16 protein-coding genes and 1 tRNA gene are annotated in these 14,619 nt (G+C 68.8%); 11 read left to right on the forward strand and 6 right to left on the reverse strand.

The annotated features are described in order from the left end of the window. Positions 1–68: 68 nt before the first annotated feature. From QMG86_RS08170 to QMG86_RS08185, 4 genes are all read right to left on the reverse strand, one after another. Complete coding sequence (locus QMG86_RS08170) at positions 69–737, reverse strand: metal-dependent transcriptional regulator (protein ID WP_281880842.1); 669 nt, start codon at positions 735–737, stop codon at positions 69–71. Between the two features lie 204 nt (positions 738–941). Continuing rightward, entirely contained in the window at positions 942–1,361 is a 420-nt protein-coding gene (locus QMG86_RS08175) for a hypothetical protein (RefSeq protein WP_281878664.1), read from the reverse strand. A gap of 147 nt (positions 1,362–1,508) precedes the next feature. Beyond that, positions 1,509–2,720: an aminotransferase-like domain-containing protein gene (locus tag QMG86_RS08180; RefSeq protein WP_281878665.1), complete on the reverse strand. Its 1,212-nt coding sequence runs from the start codon at positions 2,718–2,720 to the stop codon at positions 1,509–1,511. Between the two features lies 1 nt (position 2,721). Beyond that, the gene (locus QMG86_RS08185) at positions 2,722–3,177 is read right to left on the reverse strand and encodes a cupin domain-containing protein (protein ID WP_281878666.1); all 456 of its coding nucleotides are present in this window, start codon (positions 3,175–3,177) and stop codon (positions 2,722–2,724) included. A gap of 467 nt (positions 3,178–3,644) precedes the next feature. On the opposite strand from QMG86_RS08185, the gene QMG86_RS08190 reads away from it, so the two are divergent. Then, positions 3,645–4,616 (forward strand): bifunctional riboflavin kinase/FAD synthetase, encoded by a 972-nt coding sequence (locus QMG86_RS08190; protein WP_159839093.1) that lies wholly within the window; start codon positions 3,645–3,647, stop codon positions 4,614–4,616. Positions 4,617–4,619: 3 nt separating this feature from the next. Here QMG86_RS08190 and QMG86_RS08195 read toward each other — a convergent pair whose 3' ends face one another. After that, a complete protein-coding gene (locus QMG86_RS08195; protein ID WP_281878667.1) occupies positions 4,620–5,438 on the reverse strand; it encodes an alpha/beta fold hydrolase in 819 nt (272 codons plus the stop codon). 258 nt (positions 5,439–5,696) lie between these two features. On the opposite strand from QMG86_RS08195, the gene rpsO reads away from it, so the two are divergent. From rpsO to QMG86_RS08215, 4 genes are all read left to right on the forward strand, one after another. Further along, a complete protein-coding gene (gene rpsO / locus QMG86_RS08200; protein WP_281878668.1) occupies positions 5,697–5,966 on the forward strand; it encodes a 30S ribosomal protein S15 in 270 nt (89 codons plus the stop codon). A 709-nt stretch (positions 5,967–6,675) separates the two neighbouring features. Beyond that, the gene (locus QMG86_RS08205; RefSeq protein WP_281878669.1) at positions 6,676–8,952 is read left to right on the forward strand and encodes a polyribonucleotide nucleotidyltransferase; all 2,277 of its coding nucleotides are present in this window, start codon (positions 6,676–6,678) and stop codon (positions 8,950–8,952) included. Positions 8,953–9,032: 80 nt separating this feature from the next. Further along, positions 9,033–10,331, forward strand: a complete 1,299-nt coding sequence (locus QMG86_RS08210; protein ID WP_281878671.1) for a M16 family metallopeptidase — start codon at positions 9,033–9,035, stop codon at positions 10,329–10,331. A gap of 146 nt (positions 10,332–10,477) precedes the next feature. Next, entirely contained in the window at positions 10,478–10,900 is a 423-nt protein-coding gene (locus QMG86_RS08215) for a hypothetical protein (protein WP_281878673.1), read from the forward strand. A 19-nt stretch (positions 10,901–10,919) separates the two neighbouring features. On the opposite strand, the gene QMG86_RS08220 is transcribed toward QMG86_RS08215, so the two are convergent. Beyond that, complete coding sequence (locus QMG86_RS08220) at positions 10,920–11,246, reverse strand: ArsR/SmtB family transcription factor (RefSeq protein WP_281880843.1); 327 nt, start codon at positions 11,244–11,246, stop codon at positions 10,920–10,922. A gap of 93 nt (positions 11,247–11,339) precedes the next feature. On the opposite strand from QMG86_RS08220, the gene QMG86_RS08225 reads away from it, so the two are divergent. The 6 genes from QMG86_RS08225 to QMG86_RS08250 all read left to right on the forward strand — a co-directional run bounded on the left by QMG86_RS08225 (position 11,340) and on the right by QMG86_RS08250 (position 14,507). After that, positions 11,340–12,554, forward strand: coding sequence for an MFS transporter (locus QMG86_RS08225; RefSeq protein ID WP_281878675.1), 1,215 nt, complete (start codon positions 11,340–11,342; stop codon positions 12,552–12,554). A gap of 71 nt (positions 12,555–12,625) precedes the next feature. Continuing rightward, positions 12,626–12,701 (forward strand) — tRNA-Gly (locus QMG86_RS08230). 359 nt (positions 12,702–13,060) lie between these two features. Next, positions 13,061–13,480, forward strand: coding sequence for an Hsp20/alpha crystallin family protein (locus QMG86_RS08235; protein WP_281878677.1), 420 nt, complete (start codon positions 13,061–13,063; stop codon positions 13,478–13,480). Positions 13,481–13,523: 43 nt separating this feature from the next. Beyond that, complete coding sequence (locus QMG86_RS08240; protein WP_281878678.1) at positions 13,524–13,778, forward strand: hypothetical protein; 255 nt, start codon at positions 13,524–13,526, stop codon at positions 13,776–13,778. 170 nt (positions 13,779–13,948) lie between these two features. Further along, a complete protein-coding gene (locus QMG86_RS08245) occupies positions 13,949–14,164 on the forward strand; it encodes an Rv3202a family protein (RefSeq protein WP_281878680.1) in 216 nt (71 codons plus the stop codon). A gap of 25 nt (positions 14,165–14,189) precedes the next feature. Continuing rightward, positions 14,190–14,507: a cold-shock protein gene (locus tag QMG86_RS08250; protein WP_350356371.1), complete on the forward strand. Its 318-nt coding sequence runs from the start codon at positions 14,190–14,192 to the stop codon at positions 14,505–14,507. Positions 14,508–14,619: the final 112 nt, after the last annotated feature.

Consider the following 14,619-nt stretch of genomic DNA (forward strand, 5'->3'; position numbering starts at 1 on the left):
CCCGGGCGGCACGGTCTCCCCACGTCGGAACGGGCCTTGTTCCGGCGGCGGGCGGCAGGGGTGACCCGTCAGGAGGTGAGCCAGATGGCCTCGGCCGCGGGGCGCCCGAGGTCGGTGGCGGACTCGGTCGCGCCGATGCGGATGGCGATGGTGCCTGCGAAGTCGCGACGTTCCACCACCGCGATGGTGGTGTCCAGCGCGATGCCGACGGAGTCGAAATAGCGCAGCATGTCCGGATCCGCGTCGGAGATGCGCGCGACCCGGCCGGACTCGCCCGCGTGGAAGTCGCTGAGCTGGCGAGCGGGCGGAGTGGGAACCGCGCCGTCCACCGAGGGGATCGGATCGCCGTGCGGATCGCGATCGGGGTATCCGAGTTTGGCGTCGATCCGGGCCATCAGCAGCTCGGAGACCGCGTGCTCGAGCACCTCGGCCTCGTCGTGCACCTCGTCCCAGCCGTAACCGAGCTCGTTGACCAGGAACGTCTCGAGGAGCCGGTGCCTGCGCACCATAGCGACGGCGGCGCGGCGCCCCTCGTGAGTGAGGGCTATCGCACCGTAGCGGGCGTGCTCGACCAGTCCCTGGTCGGCGAGTTTGCGGACCGCTTCGGACACGGTGGAGGCCGACACCCCGATCCGCTCGGCGAGTAATTTGGTGGTCACCTTCTCCTGCGACCACTCCTGCGCGGTCCAGATGACCTTGAGGTAGTCCTGGGCGACCGACGAGAGCACCGGCGCGATCGTCGCGGTACCGCCCTGCGCATCGCCCGGCGCCGGGGCGTCGGCCAACTCGCGTCGAGTGGCGATATCTCGTTTACCTGGCACACCCCGAGCTTAGGCACTGGCGTGCCGATCCACACATCGTCGACCCCGTCGTCGCCCGATCGCGAACGAAACGCGATTCGCCGTTCACTCCCGGGTGTGCGCCCGGGCGCGGCGGGTGGGTCACCCGGTTCCCGAAGGATCCAGCGCGCTGCGATACGCGGCCACGCCGTCGAATCGCACGCCGGTCAGCCGTGCGGTGGCCGATGCGCCGACCGGCGCACCGGAAAGGTGGTAGAACGTCGCCGTGGCGGATCCGGAGAACCGGTCGCCGGCCACGTCGAGTTCGAAGGCGACGATTCCCTTGCGCACGACGTCGGGGTCGGCCCGATCCACGGTGAATTCCAGGAACGCGCCGGTGACCCGCGAGCCGTCGGCTCGCCAGCTGCCCATGCCGTTGCTGTCACTGGTGGCGCGATTGCCGTGATCGGGGTTCGACTGCAGCATCGTGCCGCCCGGGTGGAACTGCATCACGTGGTAGCCGAACGGAGCGCCGTCGGCGACCACTTCCCACGTGCCGAGCACCGGATGCCGCTCACTCATGCTGTGTCCTTTCCGGCATGGGCGGGGCCCTGCGTGGTGACGCTGCGCTGCCTCCTCCGGGCCTGACCACTCATGCCGTGTCCGATTTCGGCATGAGTGGGGCGCTCCGTGGTGACGCTGTGCTGCCTCCTCCGGGCCCCCGACCACTCATGCCGTGCCTGTCGTCGCGTGCGTGGGGCGCTCCCGCAAGACGGCACCCAGCAGCGCGACGCCCCGGTCGATGTCGTCGCGCGGCACGTTCGCGAAGCTCAGCCGCATCGCGTTGCGGTGGCCGGCGACGTCGTCGGCGTAGAAGGCGCTTCCGGGCAGGAACGCGACCCCCTGTCGCAGCGCTTCCGTCAGTGCCGCGTCGGCATCGAAACCGGCCGGGCCCTCGACCCACAGGAACATCCCGCCGTCGGGTTCGGTCCACCGGAACCCGGCCGGGAGGTGCCGCTCGGCCGCGGCGGTCAAGACGTCCAACTTGGCCGAGTAGGACTCGACGACGTGGGCGAGGTGCGCGGCGCCTGCCGAGCTGCCCAGGAATTCGGCGGCAATCGCCTGGCAGTAGGTCGATGTCTGCATATCGATGCCCTGCTTCAACGCGAGCACGGTTTTCAGCAGATCCGCGGGCATGACGGTGATTCCGACACGAATCGCCGGGGCGAGAGTTTTCGACAAGGACGTGATGTAGACGGAGTTGTCCGGCGCGAAAGACCACAACGCGGGCGGTGCGACGCCGCGATAGCGCAAGTCGGTGTAGACGTCGTCCTCGACGATCAGCGTGTCGTGGCGGACGGCGATCTCCGCTATTCGTGCACGCCGCTCGGCGGGCATCGTCCGCCCGGTCGGATTCTGGAATGTGGGCAGCAGGTAGACGAATGCCGCGTCGTATCCGGACAGAGCCTCCTCCAGCGCTTCCGGCACGATGCCGAATTCGTCGGACGGCACCGCGACGACGGTCGCTCCGTGGCTGCGGAATTCTTTGACGGCCGGGCCGTAGGTCGGTGTTTCGACGAGCACCACGTCCCGCGGGTCGAGCACCGCCAAACACACGTTGTGCAAAGCGCCGGATCCGCCGGTGGAGATATGCAAGCGATCATGCGTGCATCGGATATGACGGCGGCGCAGGAGATTTCGCGCTTCGTCCAGCAGTGGGGCGAATCCCTGGGTCATGCCGTACTGGAGGACGGCGCTGCCGTATCTCTCGATGGCGTTCCGCGAGAGCGTCGCGACGAGCTCGCCAGGGAGCAGGGCGGGGTCGGGCGCTCCGACGGCGAACGAGACGACCTCGGGGCGGCGTGCCAGCGTCGCGAACATGTCATCGATGGGGCCGCTGCCGACCTCGGCCGCGCGGCGGCTGTGCTGGAGGCGCACCACGTCAGGAACCGACCGGATCGCGGCGCCGGAGGCGGGCGACGACTTCGGGCACCAGGGCGTCGTATTCCGGCGTCAGCACCACGTCGTCGTTGAACAGGGGATCGGTCCGCATTTCCACCGCGACCAGGTCCTCGGTTTCGTCCAGGTTCACCGCCACGTGCACGACGCCGTCGGGGATGTAGATGAACTCGCCCGGACCGTGGAAATACGGAGTCAGTTCCGGGCCGATCAGGGTCGCCGCCCGCCCGCGCAGGCAGACGACGACGATCTCGCTGTGCGCGTGATAATGCGCTTTGGACATGGCGCCGGGGGTCATGTTGACCATGCCCGCCGAGATGCCGGTAGCGCCACACGTTTCGGTGGTGACGCAGGGGATGAGGCGTTGTCGTTGCCGCCCGATTGTTTCGGCCGCATCGGACGGCTTGATCACACGCACGTGCTTGACTGCACTTTTCATGGCTACTCCGGGGCACTCTGTCGCCGACGAATTGGACGCTAGACCATTCCCGCTGATGGCGAGACGAGTCCGGGAGCCCACGGAAAACCGGGGATGTACCGGCTCTTTCGCGAATACGTCCGATTAGTTTCCGGCGGTCGAAGTTTCCCGGAGATGTCGGCGAACCCGACGTCGCGGCACCGTGGCACGCAAGCGTGCGGCGAGCCGGGCCACCTCCCGGCTATGCCGGGGGAGCACCACCTGCGGCGGCATGCGGCTCGGGCGCGGATCACGCCGGGCCGCTCCGCGCGGCTCGAGCGGGCGGACGGCGTCCGCGTCGGATCCGGCCTGGTGACGTGTGGCCTACCGGCCCCGCGGGCCTCGGCACGGCTCGAAGCCCTGTCACCGGCGCACGGCACCCGGAAGTGTTGTGTGAGATCAGCACGCCCGAATACTGTTCGCTACCTGATTTGCGTAGGCTGCGCACTGTGCAGAGATGGCGAAGTCTCGACGAGGTGCCCGCGGACTGGGGGCGCTGTGTCCTCACGATCGGTGTGTTCGACGGTGTGCACCGCGGCCACGCGCAGCTGATCAGCCGGGCCGTGAAGTCGGCCGCCGCGCGCGGCGTGCCCGCGGTGCTGATGACGTTCGATCCGCACCCGATGGAGGTGGTCCGCCCCGGCTCCCACCCCGCGCAATTGACCACCCTCACCCGCCGGGCCGAACTGGCCGAGGAACTGGGCGTGGACGTGTTCTGCGTGATGCCGTTCACCCACGAGTTCATGAAGCTGACTCCCGCGAGCTATGTCCACGACCTGCTGGTGGAGCGGTTGCACGTGGTCGAGGTGGTGGTCGGCGACAACTTCACCTTCGGCAAGAAGGCCACGGGCACGGTCGAGACGATGCGCGAACTCGGCAAGCGCTTCGGCTTCGAGGTCGACGGCGTGACGCTGCTCGGCGAACACGCCGTGACCTTCTCCTCGACCTACATCCGCTCGTGCGTCGACGCGGGGGACATGGCGGCCGCGGCCGAGGCGCTGGGGCGCCCGCACCGGGTGGAAGGCGTCGTCGTGCACGGTGACGGGCGCGGCAAGCAACTCGGTTTCCCGACCGCGAACGTGGCGCCGCCGATGCACGCCGCGATTCCGGCCGACGGCGTGTACGCCGGATGGTTCACCGTGCTCGGCCCCGGTCCCACCATCGGCACCGTCACTCCGGGCGAGCGGGCCATGGCCGCCATCTCGGTGGGCACCAACCCCACCTTCTCCGGTCGCGCCCGCACCGTCGAGGCGTACGTGCTCGACGGCGAGGCCGACCTCTACGGGCAGCACGTCGCGGTGGACTTCGTCGAGCACATCCGGGGCCAGCGCAAATTCGAGTCGGTGGACGAGCTCGTCGAGTCCATGGGCCGCGACGTGGAGACCGCCCGCAAGATCCTCACCGCCGTCGACGCCGGGTAAGCGTCAGGACTTCATGAACTCGAGCAGGTCGTTGTTGAGCTGCTCGGCATGCGTGACGTACAAGCCGTGCCCGGCGGTCGGGTACTCCTTGTAGACGCAGTCCGGAACGAGCTTCGCCGTCCGCCTGCTGCTGGCGTCGATCGGGATGGACTGATCCGGCACGCCGTGCACGACCAAGGCGGGAATGGGCAGAGTCCGCAGCACCTCGCGGTGGTCGGACGGGAAGGTGGATTCCCAGACCGCGATGGTGGCCCACGGCGAAGCGGACAGGCAACGACGCATCTCGTGCTCGATCAGCGCGGGGGAGACGTCGTTGCCCAGATGCGTGGCGAAATATCCCTGCGCGCGATCGGCGAACCACTTGGGCCGGTCGGTGCGCCATTGCGCGATCGACGCCAGGCTCAGTTCTTCCGGGAGGCCCTCGGGGTTGTCCTCGGTCTGCCGCAGGAAAGGCAGTGTCGTGGCGAACAGCGCGATGCGCGCGACCCGTGTGGTGCCGTGCCTGGCCAGGTAGCGGGCGACCTCCGCGCCGCCCGCGGAGTGGGCGACCAGGGTGAGGTCGCGCAGATCCAGTCGTTCGATCAACTCGGCCACGTCGTCGGCGCGGGTATCCAAGTCGTATCCGGTCGACGCCCGGTCCGAGCGGCCGTGCCCGCGCCGGTCCAGCAGCACGCAGCGGTAACCCCGCTCGACGAAGAAGGGGACTTGGTACTCCCACATCTCCGCGTTGAGCGCCCACCCGGCCAGGAACACGATCGGTGCGCCGGTTCCGTAGTCCTCGTAGGCCAGGCGGGTGCCGTCGGTCGTCTCCAGGTAGGGCATCGTCGTCTCCTCGTATTCGGCGGTACGAGAAGAAGATTCGCAGCCGGAGCGCGGCGAGTCGATTACTCGGGAGGTAATGACCCTGCCGCACCGGGTGGTGCGACCGGAGCCGGATCCCAGGTCGGCCGCCCCGCGATTTCGGCGGGAAGCTGCCGGTCCGGTAGGGTGGTCGATCGGGTTTGCTGCGGTCCGCGGTGGCGCCCGCACCCGGGTGACCGGACATTCGAGCGCGGAACTGAGAACAGGAGTGGATGCCCCATGGCGCTGACCACCGAGCAGAAGTCGGCGATTCTCGCCGAGTACGGCCTGCACGAGAAGGACACCGGTTCGCCGGAGGCGCAGATCGCGCTGCTGTCCAAGCGCATCGCCGACATCACCGAGCACCTGAAGAAGCACAAGCACGACCACCACACCCGCCACGGCCTGATGGCGCTGATCGGTCGTCGCAAGCGGCTGTCGAAGTACCTGCAGGACAAGGACATCAACCGCTACCGTGCGCTGATCGAGCGGCTCGGGCTGCGGCGGTAATTTGTGGGGCCGCGTGTTCGCGGCCATCGACGGCTCGCGTCCGAGTGACCGCTCGGACGCGAGCCGGGCGCGCCACCGGCACTGCTCGGTCTCGCTTCGCTGAAACGCGAGTTGGCCCGTGGGGATGTGACCGCGTGGTCTGTCGCGTGCCATCCGGGGGAGCTGCGGGATCGGTGGTTCCGCGCGGCGCGAGAACGAGTTCTCCTACACTGTGCCCGGTCGTCGACACCCGCGAGTTGATCTTGTGAGCCTTGCCGTAGCAGCCTCGATGGGCGGCGGGCCGGGGCTTGTATCGACGTCGATGCGGGTATTCGCAGACCCGCCGCGGTGCGGTGGGAGTGGTAGGCGGCGGTCCGACACGGGGGTGTTCCGGGCGGTCGCTGGTTCAGCTGAGGGTGCGACGTACAATCGCACCGTTGGCATATGTGTATAGGGGTGGATCGCGCCCCCGTCGCACGACAACATTGCACAGCCGTATGCACCCGCCCGCGTGGCGTCGGTCTTCGGTAGTGGCCTATCGGCAGCGAGTTGGCGCCGTCGGGCTTCGATCGATGACCGCCTCCGCGTCGCCGTGTCCAAGGGGATTCGGCCGGGTGTGCGCGCCGCAGCCAGGAGGGTTGCCGCGCGTCCGTACCCGGTACGGCTGACGACAGCCGGATCGCGCCAGCGAGCGCTCGAGCCGGCGAAGACGAGAGGTTGAGAGAGAAGAATGACCGAGACAACTGAACGCAAGAGCACGGCCGTCGAGGTCGAGCCGGGTGTGTTCGAATCCGTCGCGCTGATCGACAACGGCAGCTACGGCACCCGCACCATCCGGTTCGAGACCGGACGCCTCGCCCGGCAGGCCGCCGGTTCGGTCGTCGCCTACCTGGACGACGAGACCATGCTGCTGTCGGCCACCACGGCGGGCAAGCAGCCCAAGGACCAGTTCGACTTCTTCCCGCTCACGGTCGACGTCGAGGAGCGGATGTACGCCGCGGGCCGCATCCCCGGATCGTTCTTCCGCCGGGAGGGCCGCCCCTCCACCGACGCGATCCTGACCTGCCGCCTGATCGACCGGCCGCTGCGCCCGTCCTTCGTCGACGGCCTGCGCAACGAGATCCAGGTCGTGGTCACCGTGCTGAGCCTGGACCCGAAGGACCTCTACGACGTGGTGGCGATCAACGCCGCGTCCGCGTCCACCCAGTTCGCGGGCCTGCCGTTCTCCGGCCCGGTCGGCGGCGTGCGCGTCGCGCTGATCGATGGCCAGTGGGTCGCCTTCCCGACCACCGAGCAGCTCGAGGGCGCCGTCTTCGACATGGTCGTCGCGGGCCGCGTGGTCGACTCCGGCGACGTCGCGATCATGATGGTCGAGGCGGAGGCCACGGAGAACGTCATCAGCCTGATCGACGGTGGTGCGCAGGCGCCGACCGAGGCCGTCGTCGCCGAGGGGCTCGAGGCCGCCAAGCCGTTCATCGCCCGCCTGTGCCGCGCGCAGCAGGACCTGGCCGAACTGGCCGCCAAGCCCACCGAGGAGTTCCCGCTCTTCCCGCCCTACGGCCAGGACGTGTACGAGGCCGTCGAGGGCACCGCCAAGCGCGAACTGGGCGAGGCGCTGAGCATCTCCGGCAAGCAGGAGCGCGAGGAGAAGATCGACGAGATCAAGCTCGCCGTGCTGGAGCGGCTGGCCGACGACTTCACCGGACGCGAGAAGGAACTGGGCGCGGCGTTCCGCTCGGTGACCAAGAAGCTGGTGCGTCAGCGCATCCTGTCCGACGGCTTCCGCATCGACGGCCGCGGCCTGGCCGACATCCGCGCGCTGTCCGCCGAGGTCGCCGTGGTGCCCCGGGCGCACGGCTCGGCGCTGTTCGAGCGCGGCGAGACCCAGATCCTCGGCGTCACCACCCTGGACATGGTGAAGATGGCCCAGCAGGTCGACTCGCTCGGCCCGGAGACCAGCAAGCGCTACATGCACCACTACAACTTCCCGCCGTTCTCCACCGGCGAGACCGGCCGGGTGGGCTCGCCGAAGCGCCGCGAGATCGGCCACGGCGCGCTGGCCGAGCGGGCGCTGATCCCGGTGCTGCCCAGCCAGGAGGAGTTCCCCTACGCCATCCGTCAGGTCTCGGAGGCGCTGGGTTCCAACGGCTCCACTTCGATGGGCTCGGTGTGCGCCTCCACCCTGTCGCTGCTGAACGCGGGTGTGCCGCTGAAGGCGCCGGTGGCCGGTATCGCGATGGGCCTGGTCTCGGACACCATCACCAACGACCAGGGTGAGGACGAGGTCCGCTACGTCGCGCTGACCGACATCCTCGGCGCCGAGGACGCCTTCGGCGACATGGACTTCAAGGTCGCGGGCACCCGCGAGTTCGTCACCGCGTTGCAGCTGGACACCAAGCTGGACGGCATCCCCTCGCAGGTGCTGGCCGGTGCGCTGAGCCAGGCCCACGACGCGCGCACCACGATCCTGGACGTGATGGCCGAGGCCATCGCCACCCCGGACGAGATGAGCCCGTACGCGCCGCGCGTCACCGCGATCAAGATCCCGGTCGACAAGATCGGCGAGGTGATCGGCCCCAAGGGCAAGGTGATCAACCAGATCACCGAGGACACCGGCGCCAACATCTCCATCGAGGACGACGGCACCGTGTTCGTCGGGGCGACCGACGGCCCGTCGGCGCAGGCCGCGATCGACGCGATCAACGCCATCGCCAACCCGCAGCTGCCGAAGGTCGGCGAGCGCTTCCTGGGCACGGTCGTCAAGACCACCGCCTTCGGCGCGTTCGTCTCGCTGCTGCCGGGCCGCGACGGTCTGGTGCACATCTCCAAGCTGGGTAACGGCAAGCGCGTGGCCAAGGTCGAGGACGTGGTGAACGTCGGCGACAAGCTGCGGGTGGAGATCGCCGACATCGACAACCGCGGCAAGATCTCGCTCGTGCCGGTCGAGGAGAACGCCGAGGAGCCCGGCGACGACACGGCCGATGCGGGCTCGGCCGGGACCGAGTAGTACTTGTCCCTGTGACGAAGAAGAAGACGACAACCCCTCTGCTCAGCACCGGGCAGGGGGGTTCGTCACTCGAGCTGCGGATGGACACGGACAGCGGAGTGCGCCGCACCGTGCTACCCGGCGGATTGCGTGTGGTCACCGAGCATCTGCCCGGGGTGCGCTCGGCGTCCATCGGCGTCTGGGTGGGGGTCGGGTCGCGCGACGAAGGCCCGACCGTCGCGGGCGCCGCGCACTTCCTGGAGCACCTGCTGTTCAAGGCGACGCCGACGCGCTCGGCCCTGGACATCGCCGAGGCGATGGACGCGGTCGGCGGCGAACTCAACGCGTTCACCGCGAAGGAGCAGACCTGCTACTACGCGCACGTCCTGGACGACGACCTGCCCCTGGCCGTCGACATGGTCTCCGACGTGGTGCTAAACGGCCTGTGCCGGGCCTCGGACGTGGACGTGGAGCGGCAGGTGGTGCTCGAGGAGATCGCCATGCGCGACGACGACCCCGAGGACCTGGTCGGCGACTCCTTCCTGACCGCGCTGTTCGGTGACCATCCCATCGGGCGCCCGGTGATCGGATCCGTCGAATCCATCGAGGGCATGCGGGCCGCGCAGCTGCGGTCGTTCCATCTGCGGCGCTACCGGCCGGACCGGATGGTAGTGGCGGTCGCGGGCAACGTGGAGCACGACCACACCGTGGAATTGGTGCACCGCGCGTTCGAGAACCGGCTCGATCCCGCGGCGACGCCCGCGCGCAGGCGCGAGGGCCGGTTCCGGCCACACGGCACTCCGCAGCTGCACTGGAGCCATCGCGACAGCGAGCAGGCGCATCTGGTTTTCGGTGTGCGCGCCTTCGGACGGCACGAAGGGGAGCGGCGCTGGCCGCTGTCGGTGCTGAACACCGTGGTCGGCGGTGGGCTGAGTTCGCGTCTGTTCCAGCGCATCCGGGAGGAGCGCGGGCTGGCCTACTCGGTGTACTCCAGCGTCGACACCTTCGCCGACACCGGGGCGTTCTCGGTCTACATCGGATGTCAGCCGGAGAACCTCGGCCAGGTGGCGGCACTGGCGCGCGGCGTCTTGGAGGAAGTGGCCGCCGACGGCATCACCGACGCCGAATGCGCCCGCGCCAAGGGGTCGTTGCGCGGTGGGCTGGTGCTCGGTCTGGAGGACTCCGCCTCGCGCATGAACCGCCTGGGGCGCAGCGAACTCAGCTACGGCAACCATCGCAGCGTGTCGGAGACGTTGACGCGCATCGACGCCGTCACCACGGACGAAGTGTCCGCCGTCGCGCGCACGCTGCTGGCGCGGCCGTTCGCCGCCTCGGTCGCCGGACCGTACAAGCGCACCCGGGATCTGCCCGCCGCTGTCCGGCGGCTGGTGCCGAGCTGAGCTCGGCGTGAGCGAGGGACCGCGGCTTGGCGGAGGATCCGTTGCCGCGATACTGTTTCGGCCGCCCGGCCGTCGATTCCCCGCCGGAGGGCGCTGAACTCGATTGTCCGGGCGTCGGATCCGGCGATCTCTGGCAAGGAGTCGAGATGAACCGAACGAGTCGTGCCCTGTCCGTGCTGGGCGCGGTGTCGATGCCCGTCCTCGTGCTGGCCGGGTGCGGCGGAACGGACGCGGATGCGGGCAAGCCGGGGGAGCCGACGGCGGCCGCGCTGCGCGCGGAAGCCACGAAGATGACCGAGGCGCTGGCGAGCCACGACTACGCCGCCGCGTACCGATTCCGCTCCGCGCGATGCAGGCTGACCCTCAACGAGGACGACTACGCCGCGTCCATGGCGCAGCTCTATGACGGCCGGGATCTGAAATCCAAGCCGGCGGAGATCACGGTCACCACGTCCGGGTCGACGGGTACGGTCACGGTCAAGAATTTCGACGCCCGTGCGGCCGAGGACGACACCAAGCCGAAGACGTGGACGTTCGTCGACGGGCAGTGGCGCTTCGACAACTGCTGAACGCGCCCGCCCGGCCGGGTCACGCCTGGTGGGCGCGGTTGGCTGCCGCGATGATCGTCGGCACCAGCCCGGGCAGGGCGGACTCGAGGTCGTCGATGCGCAGGCGCTGGCAGGTGTGGCCGTCGATGATCAGCCGCTCGATCACGCCCGCGTCGCGCAGGATCTTGAAATGGTGGGTGGCGGTCGATTTGTTGATCACCTCGTAGAGCGCGCCGCAGCGGACCGCCGTTCCCGCGTTGCCGAGCCGGCGCACCATCTCCAGGCGCACCGGGTCCTGCAGCGCGCTGAGCACCACGGGCAGCGCGGCCACCGGCTGCTGTTGCTCCGCGCCTCGGGCATCGGGCATGATCTGGCTCACTCTCAGGTTTGATGACCGTCGTACCGGATGTATGGTCGATTGCGGTTCGATCATTATCAAACCTACCTGATCGGAGTTTCGATGGCAGCGACGATGGCGGTGGCCGTCGAGGAGCAGACCACGCAGCGCTGGGCCTACGCCTTGATTCTGTCGGCCAGTGGCGTGGCACTGGGAGTTTCGGGCGTTCCCGCACCGCTCTACGGCATCTATCAGAAGCAGTGGCATCTCTCCGCGCTCACCACGACGATCGTGTTCGCGGTCTACGCGGTGGCCGCCTTGGGCGCGGTGCTGGTGTCCGGGCGGATCTCCGACGTGGTCGGCCGGAAGCCGGTGCTGCTCGGCGCGTTCGCCACGATGGTCGCCGGATTGCTGGTATTCGTGCTCGCCGACAGTGTGCCCATGCTGCTGCTGGCGCGTGCGTTGCACGGCGTCGCGGTGGGCTCGACCGTGGTCGCGGGCGCCGCCGCGCTGCTGGATCTGCGTCCGCATCGCGGTGCGCGGTCCGGGCAGCTCAGCGGCGTCGCGTTCAACGTGGGCATGGCGGTGGCGATCCTGGGCTCGGCGCTGCTGGCGCAGTATGCGCCGTATCCGCTGCGCACGCCTTACGTCGTGATCACCGTGGTCTGCCTGGCGATCGGCGTCGGCGTGCTCGCGTTGCGCGAACCGCACTCGGCCCGGGGCGCGGGACGCATCCGGATCGCGAAACCCGCCGTGCCGCAGGAAATTCGAGGTGACTTCTGGTTCTCGGCCATCGGCGTGATGGCCGCGTGGTCGGTGCTGGGCGTGCTGTTGTCGCTGTACCCGTCGCTGGCCACGCAGCAGACCGGTATCCACAACTTGGTCTTCGGCGGCGCCGTCGTCGCCTCGACCGCGCTCTCCGGCGCCACCGCGCAATTGTTCGCGACCGGCGTGCCCGCTCGATGGGCCGCGATCCTCGGCGACACCGGCATGGCACTGGCACTGCTGCTGACGGTGCCCGCGCTGGCCACGCACAACTGGATGGCGGTGCTCGCCGCGGGCGTCGCGCTCGGCGCGACCTTCGGCCTCGGATTCGGCGGTTCGCTGCGACACCTGTCGGAGGTCGTTCCGCAGCACAAGCGCGGCGAGACCATGTCGGCGTACTACCTGCTCGCCTATTCGGCGATGGCCCTGCCCACCATCCTGGCCGGTTGGGCGGCCACCACGTGGGGGTTGAGCACGGTGTTCCCGTGGTTCGTCGGTGTCGTCGCCCTCGCCTGCCTGATCGCGGCCGGTCTCGGCCTGCGTCGCGACCGCGGGGCGGAGCGGCGGGCATGAGCGGCGATTGGCTTTTTGCCACGCGTGTCCGCTAATGTTCTGTGTCGCATCACGGACTCCGCGATGCGCATGCGGATGTAGCGCAGCTGGTAGCGCATCACCTTGCCAAGGTGAGGGTCGCGGGTTCGAATCCCGTCATCCGCTCCACGAAATCATCCAGGCCGTGGCCGGTTCGTCTGCCGCGCAAGGTTTTCGGCACCGCCGGTGCCTTTCTGGTCGATCTCCATTCCCTCCCGTCACGCTCGTGGCGTGTGCGAGGGTGAAACGTCTCGGACTCGTCTGGTGCCGATGAGAGCGGTACGGACAGAGGGTTCCGGCACCCGGTTGTCTCGCGGCGGGAATCCAGCGTGCGCGCGGCTGGTCGTAGCCGCCCGCTGCGCCGTCTCCGAATTGTTCCTCTCGGACTCTTGCGCAGATGTCTGGATAGTGCTACAAAAAATCTGTCTGAATCGACACAGGTTATCTTGGTAGAGCCCCGAAGATGGAGTGAGTTGGAGGTGGCGACCATGTTGATGCGGACCGACCCGTTCCACGATCTGGAGCGGTTCACGCACCAGGTGCTCGGCACGGCAGCGCACCCGGCCGTCATGCCGATCGACGCCTGGCGGGAGGGCGAGGAATTCCTGGTAGAGCTCGACCTGCCCGGCATCGATACCGGCTCGCTGGATCTGGATCTCGAACGCAACGTGCTCACGGTGCGCGCGCAGCGCCCGGAGTTGGAATCGGGGCGCGAGATGGTGGCCGCGGAGCGGACCCGTGGCGTGTTCAGCCGCCAGATATTCCTCGGCGAGGGGCTCGACAGCGATCGCATCAGCGCCGACTACGCCGATGGGGTGCTGCGGTTGCGGATCCCCGTCGCGGAGCGGGCCAAACCGCGCAAGATCGAGGTCGCTCGCGGAGACGGCCACCAGGTGATCGACGCCTGATCGCCCACAGGACCCAGCACGTTCCGGCAGGAGGTGAAGGGCTATGCGCACCCTCGACAGCTGTGACGTCGCCGGCTTGCCGCTGTTGGACGCCGACCTCGACGGGTTGTTCGCCGAGGTGGACGAGATCCTCTGCGCGGCAATGGCTGTCGCCCAGTGCCCACCGGCGCTGCCGCGCCTGGCGCTGGCCCCCGACGGGGCGAGGGGGCGGCGGCCGTCGGCAGAGGTGGCCACCTTACGCGGCCGCATACCGGCGCACCGGCCGCATCCGCGCGAGCGCGGACCTCCGCGCGGATGAGGGCTTTTCGGCAGATTTATCCCCGAAAGGCACGTGAGAAGAAAGGCAGGTGATGCGAGAACCTACCGAAATCGTCACGTCACTCTCTTCCGACGCGGGCCCGGCACGCGGTGTCCGGGCCCGCGGCTCCCGTATCCGCGACAGGCCCGAAGCCAGGAGGAAGGACCACCGTGCACACCCCGACATTTCCCACCGGTAGCCCCGCCGACCACCTCGAACAGCAAGCGCCTGCCGACCGGCACGAGCACGCCGGAATCGATACGACGGCACTGAACCCGCTGGCCGAACGCATCCGGGACGCCTTCGACCACGCCGACGAAGTCGACCGGCTCGAACAAGCCTTCGTCACGCCGCTGCCCGACGACGAATACCCGCTCGCCTACTGACCCGATCTCGCTGCCACGCCTTCTCATGACGACTACAACGCATGCCCCCAGCCGGTTCCGGCCGCACCGCCCGCGTCGCGACACCCTCGTCCCCGCCACCTCCACCGAATGGCGCCATGGCACCGTCGCTTGGTTCAACACCGAGAAAGGGTTCGGCTATCTCGAACCCGACGACCGCACGAGCGCCGTGTTCGTCGACTTCCGTGCCATCGACACACGCGGATACAAGACACTCACTCCCGGCCAGACCGTCGTCTTCACCACCACCATCACCGACCGGGGGCCCGAAGCGGCGAGCGTGCGTCCGTACACGCGGCGCCCGTACGCACCCGGCCGGTGCTGATCCGCTCGGTGATGATCGGGACGTCGGCCGAACGAGGGCACGGCACCCGGACGCGGATTCGCGACTGCGCGAGGCCGAACTGAACTGCGGTGGCCGCGCGACCGCGTGCGCA

The organism is Nocardia sputorum (assembly GCF_027924405.1).
Lineage (GTDB): Bacteria > Actinomycetota > Actinomycetes > Mycobacteriales > Mycobacteriaceae > Nocardia > Nocardia sputorum.